Raw genomic sequence first — 18,163 nt, forward strand, 5'->3', positions numbered from 1 at the left:
CGGTACTCCCGTGCATGCCGATCAGTTGTTCGACGTCGACCCGCAGCGCCGCTTCGGCGGCATCGCACGCCTCTATGGCGACCGCGCGCTGGATCGCCTGGCCGCTGCACACGTATGCGTGGTGGGCGTCGGCGGCGTCGGTTCGTGGACCGCGGAGGCCCTGGCGCGCAGCGGCGTGGGGCGGCTCAGCCTGATCGATCTCGACCACGTCGCCGAATCCAACATCAACCGCCAGGCCCACGCCCTGGAGCACACGCTGGGGCAGGCCAAGGTGGTCGCCATGGCCGAGCGCCTGCACGCCATCAATCCGCAGATCGCGGTGCACCCGGTCGAGGAGTTCGTGACCCCGGACAACGCCACCGCGCTGCTGCAGGGTTTCGACTACGTCGTCGATGCGATCGACAACGTGAATGCCAAGATCGCCATTGCGCTGGCGTGCCGCGCGCGCGGCATCGGCCTGACGATGACCGGCGGGGCCGGCGGCAAGACCGACCCCTGCGCCATCCGCGTGGATGACCTCACGCGCAGCACGCAGGACCCCCTGCTTGCCAAGCTTCGCAGTCGCCTGCGCCGGGAGCACGGCTATCCGCGCGACCCGCGGCGCAAGTTCGGTATCGAGGCGGTCTACGTGGATGAACCCTTGCGCAGGCCGGTGCAGGCCTGCGACAGCGGCCGCGGGCCGCAGGGGCTGGCTTGTGCGGGATATGGATCCAGCATGATGATGACCGCCAGCGTCGGCCTTGCCGCCGCCGCGCGGGCAGTCGAACACCTGCTTGCCGCGGCCGGACCGGATGGCGAGCCCCACGAAAGGCAAAAGACATGAAGAACGATCGCGCGATCATCCTGTTCGGCCACGGCGCCCGCGACCCGGAATGGGCGGGACCGATGCGCCGGGTGCGCGAGCGCCTGCTGGACAGCGCGCCCGGAGTGCGGGTGGAACTGGCCTTCATGGAGTTCATGAACCCGACCCTGGACGAAGCGGTCGATGCCGCGGTGGCGGACGGTGCGCGGGCGGTGACCGTGGTGCCGATGTTTCTGGCTCAGGGCGGCCACCTCAAGCGCGACGTGCCGCTGCTGGTGGATGCCGCCAGGCGCCGTCATGCGGGCACCGATTTCACCCTGGCGCCCGCCATCGGCGAGGACGAGGGCGTGCTGGCGGCCATGGCGGCTGCGGCGCTGGCCTGCGCTGTGCGGGGGCGTTGAGCCGCCTCGAGCGCGCGCCTCAGTTGTATTCGCGTCCGCTCGTGGTGGTCAGGCCGGCCCCCCACAGGGCGGGTGCCAGGCGGCGGGCGCTCTGTTCCGCGGCGCGGATTCTCGCCGCTTCACGCCGGACCAGACGGGTCACCGCGCACTCCTGCGGTTCGCCGGTCGCGGTGGTATCGATCTCTCCGGCCTGCAGTGCGCAGCGGGCCAGGTCCAGCAGGCGGCGCTCGTCGTTGATGTCGAGCGCGTGCTGCTCGAGATAGCGCAGCGTCTGGAAACCGCCGACCACGACGAAGACGATCAGCATCAGCACCGCGGTGGTCAGCAGCGAGCCATTGTGGGCGGTGCCCTGCGCCTGGACCGTTTGCGAAAGACCGATGCCGCCCAGCACGATGAGTGTGGCGCTGCTGGCCAGGCCGGCGACCAGGCGTCGCCTGCGCAGTCGCTCCTTGGCGAGTATCGCGCCGGCCACCGCAAAGAGATCGGCCCATGCGTCGGCCGTACCTTGGAACCAGTCAGGTTTCCGGAATCCAGATTGGCTGTCCTGCGTCATGATGCACCTCCTGAGTCGCGCCCGAAGTCTGGCTGCACCGGCGGCGGTTGCTCCGGCATGGGCGTATGATGCTCCGCGCAATGCCCTCGTAATATCGGCGCGCCCCACCAATGCCGCGTCGGTCTGGTCCTATCCGCTGTAGGGTTTTCCCGATACGGCGGCATGTGCCCGGACGGGTGCGCGTACATTGACACTGCGTGTTATATAAGAAGATACTTATAAACATGAACGATATCTTCGATTCCGTCAGGCGTCTGCTGTGCGGCGCCGTTCTTCTTGCCGCGGGCGTGGCCTCGCCGGCCCTGGCCGAGGTACCGACCCTGCGCGTCGAAGCGGCGCAGTCAGCGCTGTCGATGCCCTTCGAAGCCAGCATCGAGGCGGTGCATCAGAGCGTGGTGGCGGCGCGTGTGCCGGGCCGCATCCTCGCCTACGAGGTCGACGCCGGTGACCGCGTTGCGCGGGGCGAGGTCCTGGTGCGTATCGATGCCGAGGAGGCCGCCGCCGGCCTGGCCCAGGCCGAAGCGGGCGTCGCGCAGGCCGAGGCCGCGTTGATCAACGCGCGTGCCAACTTCACACGCAGCCAGGCCCTGTTCGAGCGGCGCTTCATCAGCCAGGCCGCACTGGATCAGGCGCGTGCAGGCCTGGATGCGGCCGAGGCCGCCATGCGTGCGGCGCAAGCCGGCCGCAGCCAGGCGGGCGTGGCCCGCGACTATGGCGAAATACGCGCGCCGTTCGACGGCCTGGTCGCCGCCAGGCATGCCGAACCGGGCGAGATGGCCCAGCCCGGCATGCCCTTGCTGACCGTCTATCAGCCGGGCGCCATGCGCGCCCTGGTCGATTTGCCGCAGCGCCAGTTCGCCGGGCTGGAAGGACGCCCGCTGCAGGCGCGGGTGGAAGTGGTGGACGACGGGCGCTTCATCGATGCGGCCGCGGTGACTGTCTTGCCGGCCGCCGATGCACGTACCCATACCCTGCGCATGCGGGTCGATCTGCCGCCCGCGGTGGAGGGCGTGCTGCCGGGGATGTTCGTCCGCGTCCATCTGCTCGGCGGTGAGGCGGCACGGCTGATGGTGCCGGGCGAAGCGGTCCTGCGCCGCGGCGAGCTGACCGCACTGTATGTCGCCGACGGTGACGGACGCTTCGTGCTCCGCCAGGTGCGTGTCGGGGCGCCGGGCGCGGACGGCCGGGTCGAGGTGCTGGCGGGCCTGCGGGCCGGCGAGACCATTGCCCTGGACCCGGTGGCAGCCGGTATCGCCGCCGCCGCGGGGCGGTCGCGATGAGCCGCGAGACGGGAGACGCTGCCGCCTTCGGCATCTCCGGGCGGCTGGCGCGGGCCTTCCAGAGCAATGCGCTGACCCCGTTGATCGCCCTGGTCCTGCTGCTGGTCGGCGTGTTCGCGACGCTGATCACCCCCAAGGAGGAGGAGCCGCAGATCGACGTCACCATGGCCAACGTCTTCGTGCCCTTCCCCGGGGCGGCGGCGCGCGACGTGGAGGCCCTGGTGGCGCGCCCGGCCGAGCAGGTGCTGTCGCGCATGGCCGGTGTCGAGCATGTGTACTCGGTGTCGCGGCCGGGACTGGCCGTGATCACCGTGCAGTTCGAGGTCGGCGTGCCCAACCAGGACGCGCTGGTGCGCCTGTACGACACCATCCACTCGCACCGCGACTGGATCAGCCCTGAGTTGGGCGTGGGCGAGCCGATCATCAAGCCCAAGGGCATCGACGACGTGCCCATCCTCAGCCTCACCTTCTGGACCGCTGACCCCGATCGCTCGGCCTTCGAGATGCAGCAGGTGGCGCGTGCGGTGGAGCTCGAGCTCAAGCGTCTGCCCGGCACCCGCGACGTGGCTACCATCGGCGGCCCCGACCGCGTGGTTCGGGTCGACATGGACAGCCAGCGCATGAATGCGCACGGCGTCACCGCGCAGGACATCCGCGCCGCGTTGCAACTGGCCAACGCCTCTCAGCCGGCCGGTGCGCTGGTGCGGGACAACCGCGAGGTGCTGGTGCAGACCGGCACCTACCTGGAGTCGGCCGAGGACGTGCGCCGGCTGGTGGTCGGCGTGGCCGACGGCAAGCCGGTCCATCTGCGCGACGTCGCCGCGGTGGAGGACGGCCCCGAGCAGCCGGCGCGCTACGTGTGGTTCGGTACCGGGGCGGCTGCGGAGGCGGCGGGCGTGCCCGAGCACGGAGTGTTCCCGGCAGTGACCCTGGCGGTCTCGAAGAAGCCCGGCGCCAACGCCGCCGACGTGGCCGAGCAGCTCATCGCGCGCGCCGAGTCGCTGCGCGGGGCGATCATCCCGGAAGGCGTCCACTTCACGGTGACGCGCAACTACGGCAAGACCGCCAGCGACAAGGCCAGCCAGCTGATCGGCAAGCTGGTGTTCGCTACCGCGGCGGTCGTGCTGCTGGTGCTCTTCGCGCTCGGCCGCCGCGAGGCGGTCATAGTCGGCGTGGCGGTCACCCTGACCCTGGCGGCGACGCTGTTCGCCTCCTGGGCCTGGGGCTTCACCCTCAACCGGGTGAGCCTGTTCGCGCTGATCTTCTCCATCGGCATCCTGGTCGACGACGCCATCGTGGTGGTCGAGAACATCCACCGCTGGAAGACGCTGGAGCCGGACACGCCGCTGCGCGCACTCATTCCCCGCGCGGTCGATGAAGTCGGTGGGCCGACCATCCTGGCCACCTTCACCGTGATCGCCGCGTTGTTGCCGATGGCCTTCGTCACCGGACTGATGGGGCCTTACATGAGCCCGATCCCGATCAACGCCTCGATGGGCATGTTCATCTCGCTGGCGGTGGCCTTCGTGGTCACGCCCTGGCTGGCGCTGCGCCTGCTGCGCGGGCACGGCGGGCACGATGCCGGTGGAGAGGACCGCCTCACCCGCCGGCTGGACGGACTGTTCCGCCGCATCATGGGGCCGATGCTCGATGCGCAGCGCGGCGGGCGGGTGCGCGGGATGCTGTGGCTGGGGGTGATGCTGCTGATCGCCGTGTCCCTGGCGCTGCCGGCGATGCAGTGGGTGGTGCTCAAGATGCTGCCCTTCGACAACAAGTCCGAGTTCCAGGTGGTGCTCGACATGCCGGTGGGCACGCCGCTGGAGGACACCGCCCGGGTGCTGCGCGAGATCGGCGACGAACTCGCGAAGATCGACGAGGTGACCGACTGGCAGGCCTACGCCGGCACCGCCGCGCCGATCAACTTCAACGGCCTGGTGCGCCAGTACTACCTGCGCGCTGCGCCGGAGATGGGCGACATCCAGGTGAACCTGGTGGGCAAGTCGGCGCGCGCGCGGCAGAGCCACGAGATCGCCAGCGCGGTGCGCGCGGCGGTGACCGATATCGCGCAGCGCAATGGCGGCAACGCCAAGGTAGTGGAGGTGCCGCCGGGGCCGCCGGTGCTCTCGCCCATCGTCGCCGAGGTCTACGGCCCGGACTATGCCGGCCAGCTCGCCGTTGCACAGCAGGTGCGCGCCGCCTTCGAGGCCACCGCGGACGTCCATGGCGTGGACGACACGGTGGACGAGGCCGCGCCCAAGCTGGTGCTGCGGGTGGATCAGGCCAAGGCGGCGCGCATGGGCGTGGCCCAGGCCGACATCGTCGAGGTGGTGCGCCTGGCGCTCGCCGGCGAGAACGTCACCCCCATCCACGGCGGCGACAACAAGTACGAGATCCCGGTGCGCATCCAGTTGCCCGCCACCCGCCAGGCGGATGTGGGCGAACTGCTGCGCCTCAAGGTGCGCGCGCGCGACGGCGCCCTGGTGTCGGTGTCGGAACTGGTGGAGGTGAGCGAAACCGCGCGCGAGCAGGTGATCCACCGCAAGGACCTGTTGCCGGTGGTCTATGTGACCGGCGACATGGGCGGGCGGCTGGATTCGCCGCTTTACGGCATGTTCGACATCCGCAGCAAACTGGCCGGCCTGCAGCTGGAAGGGCCGGGGCGCGCGGGAGAGCTGGGCGAATGGTTCATCCGCGCACCGGAAGATCCTTACGCCGGCTACCAGCTCAAGTGGGATGGCGAATGGCAGGTCACCTACGAGACCTTCCGCGACATGGGCGCGGCCTATGCGGTGGGTCTGGTGCTGATCTACCTGCTGGTGGTGGCGCAGTTCCGCTCCTACCTGGTGCCGCTGATCATCATGGCGCCGATCCCGCTCACCATCATCGGCGTGATGCCCGGCCACGCCTTGCTGGGGGCGCAGTTCACCGCCACCTCGATGATCGGGATGATCGCGCTCGCCGGCATCATCGTGCGCAACTCCATCCTGCTGGTGGATTTCATCAACCAGCAGCTCGAGGAGGGCGTGGCCTTCGCCGAGGCGGTGATCCGCGCCGCCGCGGTGCGCGCCAAGCCCATCGGCCTGACCGCGCTGGCGGCGATGATCGGCGCCTTCTTCATCCTCGACGACCCCATCTTCAACGGGCTGGCGATCAGCCTGATCTTCGGCATCCTGGTGTCCACCGTGCTTACGCTGGTGGTCATCCCGGTGCTCTACTATGCCGCCATGCACCGCCGTGCCGGCATGCTGCAAGGAGAATCCGCATGACGCTCACCACCAACCAGTACGTGCGCATCTTCGCCGGCGCCTTCGTGCTGATTTCGCTCGCGCTCGGCGTGGAGGCTTCGCCGCTGTTCGTCAGCAAGCACTTCCTGTGGTTCACCGCCTTCGTCGGCGCCAACCTGTTCCAGAGCGGCTTCACCGGCCTGTGCCCGCTAGAGAACATCCTGCGCAAATTGGGCGTCAAGGACAGCGTGGGCGGTTGTTGAGATGGCCCGCGGCCGCCTGCACCGGCTGTATCCGCCACCGTGGATGAGCGGCCGGTGAGCGACGCACCGCCGCGCTATCGGCGCGTGCTGCGCGCCCTGGATGAGGCGCGCGAGGCGGCGCGTGAGGCGGCTGCCGTGTGTGCCGATCCCTCCCGGGTGGAACCCGGCCTGCTCGAACTGCTGGTCAATGCGATCGAGCACGGCAACCTCGGCATCGATCATGTCCGCAAGGCCGAGTTGCTGGCCGGCGGGCAGTGGGAGGCCGAGCTCGCGAGGCGGCTGGACATGCCGGCGTTCCGCGAACGGAAGGTAGTGCTGAGCGCCTGGGCGATGGCCGGTGGCTGGTGCTTCGAGATTGCCGACGACGGCGCGGGCTTCGACTGGCGTCCGTGGCTGGCCGCCGATCCGGCCCGTGCGGCGGCGCCCAACGGCCGCGGCATCGCGCTGGCGCGCAGCCTGTGCTTCGACGAGCTGTACTTCCTGCCGCCCGGCAATCGCGTGCGCGCGCTGGTGTTCGACGCCGCCACGCAGCGGGCCTGAAGCCGGCCGCGTTTCCGGCACAGCATCGCATACAATTGCGCCCACAATCCTGGAAGCCGCAGTTGACCGCTTGTAGATGTCCAGAAAGCCAGATGAATACTGTGTTGCCTGCCTTCGCCCAGCCTCACCGCATCGGTGAGCGCGCTACGCACCCGATTGAACGCCTGGCGGTCCGCCTGGCTGCGTTGCTCCTCATTGCAGGGGATGACCATGCGGCTTCGTCGCGCCTTGCCAGACGGCCCGCCAGACGCACACTCGGGTGCGTCCAACTGCGGTTTCCAGGATGAAAGACTCCCTCCTGCCTGCTTCCCACGGCGCCGAGGCCTCGCCGCTGGGCCAGCCCGTGGCCTATCGCGACACCTACGCGCCGGAACTGCTGTTCCCCATCGATCGCCAGCTCAAGCGCGATGAACTGGGCATCGCGGCAGCGGCCCTGCCCTTCGTCGGCGCAGATCTGTGGAACGCCTACGAACTGTCGTGGCTCAACCTGCGCGGCAAGCCGGTGGTGGCGCTGGCGCGTTTCGAGGTGCCGGCCGACTCCCCCCGGCTGGTGGAGTCGAAGTCGCTCAAGTTGTACTTGAACGCCTTCAACCAGAGCCGCTTCGACAGCGCGGAAGCTGTGGCCGCGACCATCCGCCGCGACCTGTCCGCCGCAGCAGGCGCCCCGGTGGTGGTCGAGGTGGCGCCGCTGGGGGCGTCCTCCGCGCGCAGCTTCGGACTGCCGGCCGGTGCATGTCTGGACGAACTCGACATCGACATCGACACCTATCAGCCGGCACCGCAGTTCCTGCGTGCCGGGCGGGCGGGTGAGGAGGTCGAGGAAACCTTGTACTCGCACCTGCTGAAGTCCAACTGCCTGGTCACCGGCCAGCCCGACTGGGGCATGGTCGCGGTGCGCTACCGGGGCGCGGCGATCGACCGGGCCGGCCTGCTGCGCTACATCGTGTCGTTCCGTGGCCACAACGAGTTCCACGAGCAATGCGTGGAGCGCATTTTCTGCGACATCATGGCGCGCTGCGCCCCTCGGGATCTGCTGGTGTGGGCGCGCTACACGCGCCGCGGCGGACTGGACATCAACCCGTGGCGGGCCACCCCGGGGGGCAGCGGGCCGGGTAATACGATGGAAGTACGCCAGTAAGCTGTCGCGGCAGATGATTTTCCCTTGCGGATCAAGGCGTGTCGTCGCCCGGGCCGGTGAGCTTCAGGGTAGGCAAGAACGGCCCGTCTGGTTTAGTATCGGCTGATGTTTCACCACCACCATCATGAGGAAGAAACCATGAAGATGTTCGTTGCCGCCGCGGTCGCCGCCGGCCTGCTCTCCGCCGCTCCGGCTTTCGCTTCTGCCGAACTGGCCAAGTCCAAGAACTGCCTGGCCTGTCACGCGACCGACAAGAAGCTGGTTGGCCCGTCCTACAAGGACGTCGCGGCCAAGTACGCCGGCCAGGGCGACGCGGTTGCCAAGCTGGCGACCAAGATCCAGAAGGGTGGTGTTGGTGTGTGGGGCCAGATCCCGATGCCCCCCAACCCGCAGGTCAACGACGCCGACGCCAAGGCGCTGGCCGAGTGGGTGCTGAGCCAGAAGTAATCGGTCGGACCGACCGGACAAGAAAAAACCAGCCTGCGGGCTGGTTTTTTTGTGGGCGTGTCTTACGCGAGTGCGCAGGGCGGCGTGATCAACCAGCGTTCGGCCTCGGTCGCCGCCGCCGGGTGGGCGAAGTAGTAACCCTGCATGGTGTCGCAGCCGAGCGAGCGCAGCACCCGTACCTGCTCCACCTGCTCGACGCCCTCGGCGATCAGGTGCAGGCCGAAGCCGCGGGCGATGCCGGTGATCGCCGAGATGATCGGGTTGATCATCGGGCCGCTCAGTTCGCGCACGAAGCTGCGGTCGATCTTCAGGCAGTTGACAGGGAACTGCTGGAGGTAGGACAGCGAGGAGTAGCCGGTGCCGAAGTCGTCGATCGCCACCCCGAGGCCTGCGGCGCGCAGGGCGCGTACCTTGGCGGCTGCGGCCTCGGTGTCCTGCATCATCATGCTCTCGGTGATCTCGAGCTCCAGGTGGGCCGGGGGGATGTGGTAGCGGTCGACGATGCTCAGGACTTCCTGGACCATGTCCGGGTGGTCGAAGTCGTGCGGTGACAGGTTCAGCGACATGCGCAGGTCGACGTGCCCCGCCTCCCGCCACTTCATCAGCTGGCGGCACGCCTGGTGCAGTACCCAGCGGCTGATCTCGCCGATCATGCCGGTTTCCTCGGCGACCGGCACGAAGGTGGAGGGGCCGATCTGGCCCTGCAAGGGGTGGTTCCAGCGCAGCAGCGCCTCCATGCCCACCACCCGCCGCTGCGCCAGCGATACCTGCGGCTGGAAGTAGAGCTCGAACTCCTCGCGTTCGAGTGCGCCGTGGAGATCGTTCTCCAGCGAGACGCGCTGCCGGTGATGGGCGTTGAGCTCGGCGTCGAAGAAGCGGAAGCCGTTCTTGCCGGAGCGCTTGACCTTGTACATCGCCACGTCGGCATGCTTGGTGAGATCCTCGGCCGTACTGCCGTCGCGCGGGTACACCGAGATGCCGACGCTTACCGAGGCGCGGAACTCGCCCGCGCTCAGGGCGAAGGGTGTGGCGAGGGCATCGAGGATCTTGCGGGCGATGGTCTCGGCGTCCTCGGCGCGGCCGATGTCCGGCAGCAGCACGGTGAACTCGTCGCCGCCCAGCCGTGCCAGGGTGTCGCCCCGGCGCAGGGTGCTGTTCAGGCGCTCGGCCAGGTTGCGCAGCAGGGTGTCGCCTTCGGCGTGGCCGTAGGTGTCATTGACCAGCTTGAAGCGGTCGACGTCGATGAACATCACCGCCAGGGTGCCGCTCCGCCGCTGTGCCTGGGCGACCGCGAGTTCGAGGCGGTCGCGGAACAGCACGCGGTTGGGCAGGCGGGTGAGCTGGTCGTGGTAGGCCTGGAAGGTGATGATCTCCTCGGCCCGCTTGCGCTCCGAGATGTCGCGGGCCACGCCGTACAGGCCTATGCCCCGCTCGCCGTCCCGGTCGCGGCTGTTCATCGGCAGGCCGTTCAGGGCGACGGTGACGAAGGTGCTCTCGCCGTCCTGCAGGGCGTGGCGGTTGCGACGCAGGCGCAGTTCGACGTTGAACCCGGTTGAGTTGCCGTCGCGACAGGCCTGCAGCAGGGCCTGGATGCGGTCCTGGTCCTCGGGCATGACCAGCAGCATGAACGGGCGCTTGAGCAACTGGCTGCGCTCGAAGCCGAGCAGTTCGTCGACACGCGGGTTGAGGTAGCTGAAGCGGCCGTCGACGTCGAGGGTGAAGATGACGTCGGGAGAACTCTCCACGAGGTAGCGGTGCAGGCGCTCGGAGGCCCGCAGGCGCTGGCTCATTGCCCGGTTGGCGCGCTCCAGCGCGGTGCGGTGCAGGACGTTCTGCACCGCGCGCTGGATCTGTGCGACGTGGTAGGGCTTGCGCACGAAGTCGTCCGCGCCGCCGCGCAGCGCACCGATCGCGGCGTCGATCGCATCCTCGCCGCTGATCATGATCACCGCCTCCTCGCGGTGATGCTGGGCCAGCCATTCAAGCACCGCGAGTCCATTGCCGTCGGGCAGGCGGTAGTCGAGCAGGATCAGGTCGTAACTGTGGCGCTCGAGACGGTCCAGCGTCTCGCCCACTGCGCCGCATTCGTCGAACTGCCGGCCGGCCTGCGCGAGGACATGTGGCAGGGTGCGCCGCAAGGCCGCGTCGTCATCGACGATCAGGATGCGGCACGGCAGTTCCACCCCGTTGCGCGAGGAGGCCGCCGTGTCGAAGAAGGGTTGCTCTGCCGGGATAACCATGACCCCCCTGAGGTGCGCTGGTTATGGAGCGTTCTTGGGTCCGGCGCCTGGCCGGTGTGTCTGCGACCACATCCCGCCAGTACGGTGCTGGGCGGATTATTCTGTTGAACTTATCAAAACTCTCGGTTTATTTCAAAAGTTTAACGCTGCTTATTAAAGTAATTTGCATGTTCAGCGGCCCTCTTCGACCGGAATGAACAGCTGAAAACTCGTGCCGGCGCCAGCTTGGCTGCGGCAGACGATGCTGGCCTGCCAGCGCGAAAGGATATCGCGAACGATAGCCAATCCCATACCCTGGTGTGCTCCGCCTTTGGTCGAAGCGCCGGTGCCGAACAGGTCGGTCAGGCGTTCGGGCGGCAGGCCTGGGCCGTTGTCGATCAGGCGGATCTCCAAGCAGCGGCGGCCATCGACCACCAGTTGGCCGGGCACGGTCAGCGCGCACCGCCCCCCCGGCGACAAGGCTTCGGAAGCGTTGCGCAGCAGGTTCAGCAATACTTGCCTCAACTGCGATGCGGGCATGGCGGCCTGCGGGATGGCGTCGGCCTTGCGCAGGTCGAAGCGAATGCCGTGGCGGGCAAACAGCGGCGTCGCGCACAGGGCCTGTACCTCGTCGAGCAGACGGCCGACGTCGCAAGACCGGGCCTCGGCATCCTCACCTTCGGGCGGGGTCGCCAGGCGGCCCAGCAACTCGCCGATCCGCCCGAGTTCGTTGCCGATCATCTGCAGGTCGCCGCGCAGGGAGGCGTTGTCCTGGTTGCGCTGTTCGAGCAGGCCGACGTAGCTGCGGATCACGGTCAGCGGGTTGTTCGCTTCGTGCACGAGCGTGCGTGCGTGCTGCAGGTAGCGGGCACGCAGGGCGTCGCCGCGGGTGGCGTCGGCCTGTTTTTCCGCCTGCTGGCGAAGCAGGTGCGCGCTCGCGTGGGCAAGCAGGATGGCGAGCGTGGGATCTTGCGCGGCGCGGGGCAGGCGGTCCTGCGGCAAGGGGAATACTGCTACCGCCGTCGGGCTGCCGGCCCCAAGCGGTAGCGCGGTGATCTCGTCTGCACCAAGCCAGCGCGCGATCTGCCAGTCGCGCGGGCTGCGCCCGCCGAAACCGTCGCCGAAGCGCTGGGTGGTGGGCGTCTGGCTGCGCAGGGCGCGGGCGATCATGCTGGTGTCGTCGTCGCGATCCAGTGCGAGTTCGGCGATCCATGTGCGCAGTCGGGCGTTGGCCGTCAGCTGGGCGGACAGCTTGCCGTCGTCGCCGGCCACCAGCACGAGCGGTGCGTCGATGCCGTGGAGCAGCCGGCAGGCAAAGCCGAGGCGGGTGGCGCTGCGGTCTTCGTCCAGCGTGGCGAACGCGCTGCCCAGCAGCCCGGCCAGGGCCGCGGTGCGCAGGCTGGCGGGCAACTCGGCTGCGGCGGGCCACGGCGTCGGGGGCTGCGCTCCGTCGGAGTCCCGGGCAGCGATGAAGCCCACGTCCGTGCGCAGGCTGAGCAGTGTCTCCGCCGGCAGACCGGTCATGGCGGCGAGCGGGGGCTCCGTGGCGCAAGCGGGGTCGCCGGCAAGGCGGTTCGCCGACCACAGTATTCGGGCAAGGGGGTGGGCAGCGCTCACCGTCTCTTCGAGCGCTTGCTCGATGAGCAGGGCGTCGAGCACCGGCAAGGGAAGGCCGCAGGAGTGGGCGAGGGCGGCCGCACAATCGTTGGCGGAGCGGCTCGTGCCGGCGGACAGCGCGCGGCCGAGCACCAGCCACATGCCGGCAAGATAGGCCTCGCGTGGTCGCGGGTAGTGGCTCTCGACTGCGAGATGGTGGGCGCACTCGGCACAGACCAGTGCGGCGCGGGCCAGCTCCGGGGGGCTGCACGCGTGGGTTGGGTCCGGCCGGGCAGCCTCGAACAGCCAGGCGCGCAGCACCGCGGCGCCGGCAAGCTCCAGGCGGGCGGCCAGGGCGGTGCTCAGCTCGGAAGCTTCGTCGTCTTCAAGCGGGCGTGCGGCCAGCAGGGGGAGGCACAGGGTGACGTCGCGCAAGGCCAGCTCGCCCAGGGCGTGCCAGTCGGGCTCGGGCGCATCGAGCAGACGCAACAGCGCGTCCCCGCCGCAAGGCGCGAGGCGGGGCGCTATGGAGCGGAGCGCGCTCGGCACCGGATGGGCCATCGGGCTGGCTCTCGGGGTCGTTGGTCTGCGCGGATTCTAGCGGCAATCGCCACCGGCCCGCGTGACCGATTGCGCAGCCGGCAGTCGCCCGTTTCAGCGCACGCGGAAGAACTCGATAGTGTCCCGCAGATGCATGGCCTGCGAGTGCAGTTCCTCGGCGGTGGCGGCGAGCTCCTCGGAGGCGCTGGCGTTGGCCTGGGTGGCCTCGCCGACGTGGCCGATCGCCTGGCTGATCTGCCCGGTGCCCCCCGCCTGTTCCTCGGAAGCCTGGGCGATCTCGCGGATCAGCGCGGCGTTCTTCTGGATGCTGGGCAGCATCTCGTCGAACAGCATGCCGGTCCGTTCGGCCAGCGCCACACTGCTGCCCGCGAGCTCCCCGATCTCCTGGGCGGCGACCTGGCTGCGCTCGGCGAGCTTGCGCACTTCGGTGGCGACCACGGCGAAGCCCTTGCCGTGCTCGCCGGCACGGGCGGCCTCGATGGCGGCGTTGAGCGCCAGCAGGTTGGTCTGGTAGGCGATCTCGTCGACGATGCCGATCTTGGCGGCGATCTGCTGCATGGCCTCGACCGTCTCGCGCACCGCCGCGCCGCCCTTGAGTGCGTCGTCGGCGGCGCGGGTGGCGATCTCCTGCGTGCTCGCGGCATTGTCCTTGGTGTGCGCAATGGACGCGGCCATCTGCTCGATCGAGGCGGATGTCTGTTCCACGCTGGCCGCCTGTTTGCTGGACGATGTGGAGAGCAGCTGCGAAGTCTGGCTGACCTGATCGGATGCGTTGGCGAGCGCTTCGGTCGAGCCGAGCACCTCCACGATGATCTCCTTGAGCCGCCCGATCATGCGCTCGGTGGCACGCATCATCTGACCGATCTCGTCCTTGCTCCGGCTGCTTGCGTGCACGGTGAGGTCGCCTTCGGCCAGCGTCTCCATCACCGCCTGCATGCGCCGGACCGGCACGACCACGCTGCGCACCACGACCCAGGCAAGGCCGATCATCACCAACAGGGTGACGGCGGCCAGCGCGCCCTGGCGTAGCGCCGAATCCGTGAAGGCCGCGTCGACGTCGTCCACGTAGATGCCCGAGCCGATGATCCAGCCCCAGTCCTTGAAGCCAGCGACGTAGGAGACCTTGGCGACCGGTTCGGCGCTGCCCGGCTTGGGCCAGAGATAGTTCACGAAGCCTGCACCGTCGGTGCGCACGGTGTCGACCATGTCGGCGAACAGACGTCGTCCGGCGGCGTCCTTCATGTCCGACAAGTCCTCGCCTTCGAGCTTCGGGTTGACCGGATGCATCAGCATCCTGGGATGCATGTCATTGACCCAGAAGTATTCCTGGCCGTCGTAGCGCAACTGGCGCAGGGCTTCGAGGGCCGCGGCCTGCGCGGCGTCCACGCTCAGCGTGCCGCGCTCGGCCTGGGCCCGGTAGTGGCTCACCACGCCATGCGCCACCTCGACCACGTTGCGCGTCTTGAGCATGCGGTCTGCGAGCAGGTCGTCGCGCAGGCTGATCAGCCCGGCGCCGATGTTGATGACATAGCCGAGCACGGCCAGCGCGACCAGCAGGCCGAGCTTGGCGCCGATCCTGAGATTGTTCACGGGCACTCCAGAGGGGCAGGTTCTTGGTCGGAACGACCAAGCACGAAACGCGCCAGATTGCCGCTATCAGCCCTGCAGGCTGTCGGCGAAGTCGAGCGCGGTGACGTGTGCGCGATTGAGCAGTTCCGGCTCGAGGTGCAACTCGTCTGCGGCTTTCGCCAGCGCCGCGCCATCGAAACTCTCGCACAGGCGGGCGAGCTTGAGGAAGGGCGCGAACTCGCCCTGTTCGGAGATCAGGGCGTCGGTGATCGAGGCCGGCAGGTTCATCTCGTCGAGCAGCGCCTGCATGGAGGTGCCGAGCAGGACGTTGAGCAGCGAGAAGGCGCCGGTGATGAAGAGGTTGTCGCGCTCGGACTTGTCGAAGAACTGCGCGCCGATCTCCTCCATGAAGCGGCCGCGGGCGATGGCGGTCTGCATCATCGCCGGGGCGCTCGGGTCGCGGCTGGCGGTGACCAGCAGCAGCGACAGCCACTTGTTGAGGTTGTCGTAGCCCAGGATGCTGACTGCGTGGCGGAAGGACTGGATCTCGCACATCAGGCCGAAACCGGCCGAGTTGATGTAGCGCAGCAGCTTGTAGGACAGGGCGACGTCCTGCTTGAGCACCGCCTCGATGTCCTTGATGTCGGCGTTGTTGCGCACCAGGTTGAGCAGGCGGACGATCTGCGCATGCGCCGGCGACAACTCCTTGGGCGGCGGGTTGCCATGCAGGAAGAACCAGCCGGACGCGCCGTCATAGCCGGCGCCGACCGCCTTCTGGAAGGCGCCGACATCGGACAGGCCCCAGGCCAGGCTGAGGCCTGGCGCACCGTTGGGGGCGGGGTTCTTGCGCGCGTCCATGAGCACGAAGCGCCAGTCGCCGTCGGCCGGCAGGGCAGTGCCCGGGGCGTACCAGCTCAGGCAGGTGCTGATGCCGGCCTCGCGCAGCTGCGGCAGCAGCGCCTGGGTCTGCGGATGGGCGAGCGCCTGCACCGGGATTTCCACCATCGCGTTCTGCGGCGCGCTCCAGTTCATCAGCTCGGGCGTCGGCACCAGGCGCCCGAGGCAGACGAACACGGTATGGCGCGACGGCCAGATGTCCGCCAGGCCGTTGAGCGTGTCCACCACCGCACCGATGTTCGGGCCGTGCGCGATCAGCCGGTTGGCGGTGATCGCCCGGTTCTTGTTGACCACGGGCTCGCGGGTGAGGATGGTGGTCTGGCTCATGGCATCAACTGTTCGAGTAGGTGAAGGAGTCGGCAAAGAACGCAGTTTCGGGCAGGCCGCAGCGGGCGATGAAGTCCGCCCGCGCCGCCTCGATCATGGCCGGGGCGCCGCAGGCATAGACCTCGTGCCCCGACAGGTCGGGCAGGTCTTCGATGACCGCCTGGTGCACCAGGCCGGTTCTCCCGTCCCAGCTGTCATCGCCGCCCGCATCCGAGAGTACCGGAATATAGCGGAAGCGGGGCAATGTCTGCGTCCATCCGCGTGCCATTTCGTCCATGTACAGGCCGGCGCGCGTGCGTGCGCCCCAGTACAGCACCATTGGGCGGGCGAGGCCGATGTGCATGGCATGCTCGACGATGCTCTTGATCGGCGCGAAGCCGGTGCCGCCGGCCAGCAGGACGATGGGCTTGTCGGACTCCTCGCGCAGGAAGAAGCTGCCCAGAGGCCCTTCGAAGCGCAGGATGTCGCGCTCCTTCATGGCTTCGAAAACGTGAGTGGTGAAATGCCCCCCGGGGATCAGGCGGATGTGCAGCTCCAGATGCGCCGCATCGTGCGGGGCGTTGGCAATGGAGAAGCTGCGCCGCCGGCCGTCGGCCAGCAGGAAGTCGATGTACTGTCCGGCGCGGAACTGGAACTGCTCGCTGGCCGGCAGCTTGACCTCGAGCACCATCACGTCGTCCGCCAGGCGTTCGAGCTTCTGCACCCGGCAGGGCAGCTTCTTGACCGGGATGTCGCCGGCACGGGTGACGCTGCGCGCTTCGAGGACGAGGTCCGAGCGCGCCATGGCGCGGCAGAACAGCGCTCGACCGGCGGCGCGGTCGGCGTCGGTCAGCGCGGTCGCCGACAGCGCGCCGTAATCCACCGTGCCCGAGAGGACCTGGCCCTTGCAGGCGCCGCAGGCGCCGTCGCGGCAGCCGTAGGGCAACAACAGGCCGGCTTCCAGCGCAGCATCGAGTATGGTCTGGTCCGCGGCGGCTTCGAATTCCTGGCCGCCGGGCTGGAGCGAAATCTTGAACGGCATCTTGCGTGAGATAATCCTGGCTATATGAAGAGAGTCCTGATCGTCGGCGCTGGTGATGTCGCGCGGCGTGCCACGCCCTGGCTGGTGCGCCGCTTTCGCGTATACGTGCTCCTGCGCGACCCCGCAGCCGCATCCACCTGGCGGGCGCTGGGGGCGGTTCCCGTGATTGCGGACCTCGACGACCGTCACAGCCTGCGGCGCCTCGGTGGCCTGGCCGAGGCCGTGCTCCACTTCGCGCCGCCGCCGGCGGGGGGCGATTCGGACCCGCGCACCGCGCGCCTGCTGGCCGCGCTGGCGCGCCGCGGCAGTGTACCACGGCGCCTGGTGTACATCAGTACGACGGGCGTATATGGCGACTGCGCCGGCCAGGCGGTGGACGAGACTCGTCCGCGCCGCGCACAGACCGCGCGCGCGCGCCGCCGGGTGGATGCCGAGGACCGCCTGCGCGTCTTCGGCCGGCGCAACGCGGTGCGTGTCGCCTTGTTGCGGGCGCCCGGCATTTATGCGGCCGACCGCCTGCCGCTGGAACGCCTGCGCCGCGGCGATCCCGTGCTGGATGCGTCCGAGGACGTGCATACCAACCACATCCATGCCGACGATCTCGCCCGGCTTGCCTGTGCGGCGCTGTTCAGGGCGCAGGGCGGGCGTGCCTACAACGCGGTCGACGACACGCGCATGGCGATGGGCGCCTATTTCGATCTGGCCGCCGACACCTTCGGCCTGCCGCGCCCGCCGCGCATGAGCCGCGCGGAAATCGCCGCCCGCCTGTCGCCCATGACCTTGTCCTTCATGTCCGAGTCGCGCGTGCTGTCCAACGCCCGCATCCTGCGGGAACTGCGCGTGCGGCTGAAATACCCGACGGTGCGCGAAGGCTTTCGCGCCGCCCTTGCCAAGGAGAAAATCCACCCATGCTCGTGATCAAGGCCCTGCACATCATCTTCGTCGTGTCATGGTTCGCCGGCCTGTTCTACCTGCCGCGGCTGTTCGTCAATCACGCGATGGTCGACGATGCAGCCACCATCGAGCGCTTGAAGCTGATGGAGCACAAGCTCTACCGCTTCATGACCCCGCTGGGCATCCTGGCGGTCGGCCTGGGTTTGTGGCTGTGGTTCGGCTACGGCTTCGCCGGTGGCTGGCTGCACGTCAAGACGCTGCTGGTGCTGGGCCTGATCGGCTACCACCTGTACTGCGGCAGGCTGCTGCGCGACTTCGCCGCCGGGCGCAATACCCGCAGCCACCGCTGGTACCGCGTGTTCAACGAGGTGCCGGTGCTGGTGCTGTTCGTGGTGGTGTTCCTGGTGGTGCTCAAGCCGTTCTGAGCCGGC

16 protein-coding genes are annotated in these 18,163 nt (G+C 68.8%); 10 read left to right on the top strand and 6 right to left on the bottom strand.

The genetic code is table 11. The features are described from left to right. The first annotated feature begins 10 nt into the window (after positions 1-10). Both IAI53_RS15895 and IAI53_RS15900 read left to right on the top strand, forming a co-directional pair. Positions 11-823 (top strand): tRNA threonylcarbamoyladenosine dehydratase, encoded by an 813-nt coding sequence (locus IAI53_RS15895; protein ID WP_187719115.1) that lies wholly within the window; start codon positions 11-13, stop codon positions 821-823. Next, on the top strand, positions 820-1,203 hold the full coding sequence (locus IAI53_RS15900) for a sirohydrochlorin chelatase (RefSeq protein ID WP_187719116.1): 384 nt from the start codon (positions 820-822) through the stop codon (positions 1,201-1,203). Before IAI53_RS15895 ends, IAI53_RS15900 begins: the two co-directional genes overlap by 4 nt. 19 nt (positions 1,204-1,222) lie before the next feature. On the opposite strand, the gene IAI53_RS15905 is transcribed toward IAI53_RS15900, so the two are convergent. Next, on the bottom strand, positions 1,223-1,756 hold the full coding sequence (locus IAI53_RS15905; RefSeq protein WP_187719117.1) for a hypothetical protein: 534 nt from the start codon (positions 1,754-1,756) through the stop codon (positions 1,223-1,225). 224 nt (positions 1,757-1,980) lie between these two features. Here IAI53_RS15905 and IAI53_RS15910 point away from each other — a divergent pair, with 224 nt between their 5' ends. From IAI53_RS15910 to IAI53_RS15935, 6 genes are all read left to right on the top strand, one after another. Next, positions 1,981-3,036, top strand: a complete 1,056-nt coding sequence (locus tag IAI53_RS15910; protein ID WP_187719118.1) for an efflux RND transporter periplasmic adaptor subunit — start codon at positions 1,981-1,983, stop codon at positions 3,034-3,036. Beyond that, on the top strand, positions 3,033-6,302 hold the full coding sequence (locus IAI53_RS15915; RefSeq protein ID WP_187719119.1) for an efflux RND transporter permease subunit: 3,270 nt from the start codon (positions 3,033-3,035) through the stop codon (positions 6,300-6,302). Before IAI53_RS15910 ends, IAI53_RS15915 begins: the two co-directional genes overlap by 4 nt. Then, a complete protein-coding gene (locus tag IAI53_RS15920) occupies positions 6,299-6,523 on the top strand; it encodes a YgaP family membrane protein (protein WP_102040883.1) in 225 nt (74 codons plus the stop codon). The genes IAI53_RS15915 and IAI53_RS15920 overlap by 4 nt, the downstream gene beginning before the upstream one ends. A 54-nt stretch (positions 6,524-6,577) precedes the next feature. After that, positions 6,578-7,063, top strand: coding sequence for an ATP-binding protein (locus IAI53_RS15925; protein WP_187719120.1), 486 nt, complete (start codon positions 6,578-6,580; stop codon positions 7,061-7,063). 283 nt (positions 7,064-7,346) lie between these two features. Continuing rightward, complete coding sequence (gene queF, locus IAI53_RS15930; protein ID WP_187719121.1) at positions 7,347-8,201, top strand: NADPH-dependent 7-cyano-7-deazaguanine reductase QueF; 855 nt, start codon at positions 7,347-7,349, stop codon at positions 8,199-8,201. A 138-nt stretch (positions 8,202-8,339) separates the two neighbouring features. Further along, positions 8,340-8,648: a c-type cytochrome gene (locus IAI53_RS15935; protein WP_187719122.1), complete on the top strand. Its 309-nt coding sequence runs from the start codon at positions 8,340-8,342 to the stop codon at positions 8,646-8,648. Between the two features lie 62 nt (positions 8,649-8,710). Here IAI53_RS15935 and IAI53_RS15940 read toward each other — a convergent pair whose 3' ends face one another. The 5 genes from IAI53_RS15940 to IAI53_RS15960 form a co-directional block, all read right to left on the bottom strand. Continuing rightward, complete coding sequence (locus IAI53_RS15940) at positions 8,711-10,888, bottom strand: putative bifunctional diguanylate cyclase/phosphodiesterase (RefSeq protein WP_187719123.1); 2,178 nt, start codon at positions 10,886-10,888, stop codon at positions 8,711-8,713. A gap of 171 nt (positions 10,889-11,059) precedes the next feature. Continuing rightward, positions 11,060-12,952 carry a sensor histidine kinase gene (locus IAI53_RS15945; protein ID WP_187719124.1) on the bottom strand — a complete coding sequence of 631 codons (1,893 nt, stop codon included), beginning with the start codon at positions 12,950-12,952 and terminating at the stop codon, positions 11,060-11,062. A gap of 165 nt (positions 12,953-13,117) precedes the next feature. Next, positions 13,118-14,614 (bottom strand): methyl-accepting chemotaxis protein, encoded by a 1,497-nt coding sequence (locus IAI53_RS15950; RefSeq protein ID WP_187719125.1) that lies wholly within the window; start codon positions 14,612-14,614, stop codon positions 13,118-13,120. 66 nt (positions 14,615-14,680) lie between these two features. Continuing rightward, positions 14,681-15,817 (bottom strand): EAL and HDOD domain-containing protein, encoded by a 1,137-nt coding sequence (locus tag IAI53_RS15955; protein ID WP_187719126.1) that lies wholly within the window; start codon positions 15,815-15,817, stop codon positions 14,681-14,683. Positions 15,818-15,821: 4 nt separating this feature from the next. Next, complete coding sequence (locus IAI53_RS15960) at positions 15,822-16,838, bottom strand: CDP-6-deoxy-delta-3,4-glucoseen reductase (RefSeq protein WP_187719127.1); 1,017 nt, start codon at positions 16,836-16,838, stop codon at positions 15,822-15,824. 24 nt (positions 16,839-16,862) lie between these two features. Here IAI53_RS15960 and IAI53_RS15965 point away from each other — a divergent pair, with 24 nt between their 5' ends. Further along, the gene (locus IAI53_RS15965) at positions 16,863-17,756 is read left to right on the top strand and encodes an NAD(P)H-binding protein (RefSeq protein ID WP_187719128.1); all 894 of its coding nucleotides are present in this window, start codon (positions 16,863-16,865) and stop codon (positions 17,754-17,756) included. Next, positions 17,747-18,157, top strand: coding sequence for a CopD family protein (locus IAI53_RS15970; RefSeq protein WP_187719129.1), 411 nt, complete (start codon positions 17,747-17,749; stop codon positions 18,155-18,157). Before IAI53_RS15965 ends, IAI53_RS15970 begins: the two co-directional genes overlap by 10 nt. Positions 18,158-18,163: the final 6 nt, after the last annotated feature.

The organism is Thauera sedimentorum, from assembly GCF_014489115.1.
Taxonomy (GTDB): Bacteria; Pseudomonadota; Gammaproteobacteria; order Burkholderiales; family Rhodocyclaceae; genus Pseudothauera; species Pseudothauera sedimentorum.

What these genes read in the sequence shown, in the direction of transcription:
- IAI53_RS15900 (WP_187719116.1), top strand. Translation starts at nt 820, where the DNA reads ATGAAGAACGATCGCGCGATCATCCTGTTCGGCCACGGCGCCCGCGAC.
- IAI53_RS15905 (WP_187719117.1), bottom strand. Translation starts at nt 1,756, where the DNA reads ATGACGCAGGACAGCCAATCTGGATTCCGGAAACCTGACTGGTTCCAA.
- IAI53_RS15910 (WP_187719118.1), top strand. Translation starts at nt 1,981, where the DNA reads ATGAACGATATCTTCGATTCCGTCAGGCGTCTGCTGTGCGGCGCCGTT.
- IAI53_RS15915 (WP_187719119.1), top strand. Translation starts at nt 3,033, where the DNA reads ATGAGCCGCGAGACGGGAGACGCTGCCGCCTTCGGCATCTCCGGGCGG.
- IAI53_RS15920 (WP_102040883.1), top strand. Translation starts at nt 6,299, where the DNA reads ATGACGCTCACCACCAACCAGTACGTGCGCATCTTCGCCGGCGCCTTC.
- queF (WP_187719121.1), top strand. Translation starts at nt 7,347, where the DNA reads ATGAAAGACTCCCTCCTGCCTGCTTCCCACGGCGCCGAGGCCTCGCCG.
- IAI53_RS15935 (WP_187719122.1), top strand. Translation starts at nt 8,340, where the DNA reads ATGAAGATGTTCGTTGCCGCCGCGGTCGCCGCCGGCCTGCTCTCCGCC.
- IAI53_RS15940 (WP_187719123.1), bottom strand. Translation starts at nt 10,888, where the DNA reads ATGGTTATCCCGGCAGAGCAACCCTTCTTCGACACGGCGGCCTCCTCG.
- IAI53_RS15955 (WP_187719126.1), bottom strand. Translation starts at nt 15,817, where the DNA reads ATGAGCCAGACCACCATCCTCACCCGCGAGCCCGTGGTCAACAAGAAC.
- IAI53_RS15960 (WP_187719127.1), bottom strand. Translation starts at nt 16,838, where the DNA reads ATGCCGTTCAAGATTTCGCTCCAGCCCGGCGGCCAGGAATTCGAAGCC.
- IAI53_RS15965 (WP_187719128.1), top strand. Translation starts at nt 16,863, where the DNA reads ATGAAGAGAGTCCTGATCGTCGGCGCTGGTGATGTCGCGCGGCGTGCC.
- IAI53_RS15970 (WP_187719129.1), top strand. Translation starts at nt 17,747, where the DNA reads ATGCTCGTGATCAAGGCCCTGCACATCATCTTCGTCGTGTCATGGTTC.